The sequence below is a fragment of the Paenibacillus sp. KS1 genome (assembly GCF_001680695.1).
GTDB lineage: Bacteria > Bacillota > Bacilli > Paenibacillales > Paenibacillaceae > Paenibacillus_B > Paenibacillus_B suaedae.
Map to the genome: position 1 here is coordinate 1 of NZ_MAIS01000190.1, position 2,724 is coordinate 2,724.

At 35.1% G+C, this 2,724-nt stretch carries 3 protein-coding genes; 2 read left to right on the forward strand and 1 reads right to left on the reverse strand.

What is annotated here, in order from left to right; all coding sequences use genetic code 11:
• The first annotated feature begins 431 nt into the window (after window positions 1-431).
• Both BBG47_RS27575 and BBG47_RS27580 read left to right on the forward strand, forming a co-directional pair.
• Window positions 432-785: a hypothetical protein gene (locus BBG47_RS27575; RefSeq protein ID WP_065294411.1), complete on the forward strand. Its 354-nt coding sequence runs from the start codon at window positions 432-434 to the stop codon at window positions 783-785.
• Window positions 786-828: 43 nt separating this feature from the next.
• A complete protein-coding gene (locus BBG47_RS27580) occupies window positions 829-1,008 on the forward strand; it encodes a hypothetical protein (RefSeq protein ID WP_065294412.1) in 180 nt (59 codons plus the stop codon).
• 409 nt (window positions 1,009-1,417) lie between these two features.
• Here BBG47_RS27580 and BBG47_RS27585 read toward each other — a convergent pair whose 3' ends face one another.
• Window positions 1,418-1,690 carry a hypothetical protein gene (locus BBG47_RS27585; RefSeq protein WP_065294413.1) on the reverse strand — a complete coding sequence of 91 codons (273 nt, stop codon included), beginning with the start codon at window positions 1,688-1,690 and terminating at the stop codon, window positions 1,418-1,420.
• Window positions 1,691-2,724 lie beyond the last annotated feature (1,034 nt).

Sequence of the window (2,724 nt, forward strand, 5' to 3'; positions counted from 1 at the left end):
TCCTCAAGTGAGGATAGACTGCTTTTTTCTTTTATGGGGCTCTTTTTTTCATTTTTTGGCTTTCATCTCAATAATATTGAGGCTTTTGTAGGGATCTCCTATAGGGCATCTTTTTATTATTCTGAATGAGGTATAAAAGTTTCATACAATAAATGTTGCTTTACTCAAAGGACTATACATAACTACATAAAGCGACATTTTGATTACTTAATTCTAAAAATAATTTTTTATTCCATCATTGTTCGACAGACAGGTGCTTGCCTGCATGTTAAATTAAGATCGACATTTAGATAAATTCTAAATGTATCAAATTATAGAGGAAATAGAAGATGAAAAAAGTATCTATTGCATCTTTGGCCTTACTTCTTGTATGCAGTTTGTTTATGTCGGTTGTTTCTGCGTCTGCAAGTCCGAAGTTTTAGCAAGTAGTATTGCAAGCACAAGGTAACACTACGACAGATCTTGATGAAGTCGCTAACTATTTTGGTTTTTCTGAGCAAGAAAAACAGGATTTCGTCAAATTGATTAACGAAAAAGAATCGCCTGAGTACGAAGTAAAAGGAAAGTTGAGTTGGGCAGTCAAAGCTCTAAAGGCGGCATGGGATCTGATTCCTGATAGTGTGAAGGAAGCTTTGGGAGGCACAGCAGGTTTTGCTACGCTATTAAATGTAATTGACAACTTTACTGGCGCTGTTGAAGATGCTGTCTATGCAGGAGCACTTGCAGTAACAGGGAACGAGACGGTTGCTTGGTGGATCACTAAAGCATTGATGTTATTGCTATAAGAAAAAGTCCTGAGTACAACTTTTATCTAGAGGTGGTGAGAGCTTGGAAGACAAAAAGTTCAATAAGCTAACCACTGCAACAGCTGTCATTCTCCCAATATTATTTATTGTCACATTCTTTGTTTTGCTCAAAATGAACTACTTGGTTACAGATATTATTGCATATGTTATAGCTGTTGTTTGGATTGTGGTTACAATAAGAGGTATGAAACGGCGGAAGTGATAGGAACAATGCTAAAACAGGGACACCTTCGGGTGTCCTTATTAAATAAGAGATTGATTCATTAATGGGGGCAACTTAGTGTCGATTAACACATGATGGGAGGTTTTATATCAAAGATAATCAAAGTCAAAGACAATCATCAGTTCAGCCTGTAGATGAGTTTCAAGCACACAGCAGTCTCCTATGTTAAAACAAATAAACCGCCAAATTGGCGGCTTACTATGTTTGCATTGGAATTCTGTTTGGAAACTTTGCGTAAGGAGCCTGCCAGCTTTCATTTAATGAGAAGCTTGTCATATCAACCATTTATTCGGGTACATGGTATCTTACAACTACAGCTCTAATTGGATAATTGGGGGTTACTTTGGCTGTTTTAAGAAATTAAGGATGCCTCGAAAAAGCATCCTTTTTATAATTCTGTATCAGGTTTGAAAACTAAATACAGTACATAAACAATAAGTGTAGCGATACCCAATTCAAACAGCAACCTCAAATAATCCAATTGATAAGCTTCAAAGAAATCACCAACTTTTTGTTCGCTTTGCAGCTCCCAAAGAGGAACATACTTCTTGGATTCATACTTCATTTCTCTGCCCCAAACTACTGTCACTGGAACTTTTAATACACCTAAAATTGTAATTACAATCAAATAGATGCTCAGAAAAATTCTCTTGATAAGCAAATACAGAACCTCCCATAATAGTTGATTCACGGTATTCGACATTTCGAGAACAAAACATTTTTTATTGTATCAATATTCGACAGACAGGCATTTGACTACATGTTAAATTAAGATCAACATTCAGGATTTATCTAAATGTACCATATTATAGGAGAAATAAGAAGATATAAAAAGTATCTATTGCATCTTTGACCTTACTTCTTAGTTGCAGTTTGCTCATGCCTGCTGTATCTGCAAGTCCAGACATTACACAGAACAGCAAAAATGTCCCTGGTTCTGAGACGAGATGATTAGATGTTGACATATTTGATTATTTTCATAGCCAACTTTGTAGTAGCTTACTTCTACATCGACTATGGAGACTATGTTAAAGCTTTTTGGCTGTCAGTTTACTTGGTGACTATGGTTTTTGTTGTTGATTTAATTAAGCACTATATAAAAAAAGGAAACAATAAATAGGGTCAGGCTAAACAAGGTTCTCTCTTTCTTAGCAGATTGCAAGCTAACCACCGTCCTTGATGGAGTTCGTTATGAAGTTCGTTGTATTGTCGGTTTAAACTCTTTAGACCTTAGAATTTCCTACTGGACCATGGCCTTTGTGTAAATTGCACTCTGATTCAAAATGATCACATCTACGTATCTTGGGGCTTAGGATTAACGGCAGAAGATATTATGTTGTCCTTTATTTAATACCTTAAAGGTAGGAGGTGGTATTAATGGATCAGGAAACTAGAAAAATTTTGAAATTTATTCTTAGAACTATTGCAGTTATTTTAGTTCTTGTCATCATCTTAATTGTTTTTGGCGTAGTCCAGTTCATCATCTTGACAAATAGTTAACGGACATAAGGATGGAAAATCCAAATTTATTTCCCTTATTCAGAATAAGGGTTTTTTTATTAATAGGGTAACTTTGTGTGTCGATTAGCACATGATGGGAGGTTTGATATGAAAGATAGTCAAAAGTCAAGGGTTTAAGTAAAAAATACGGTTTTGATGAAATAGTCTATATATAAATAGATACATCTATAATGG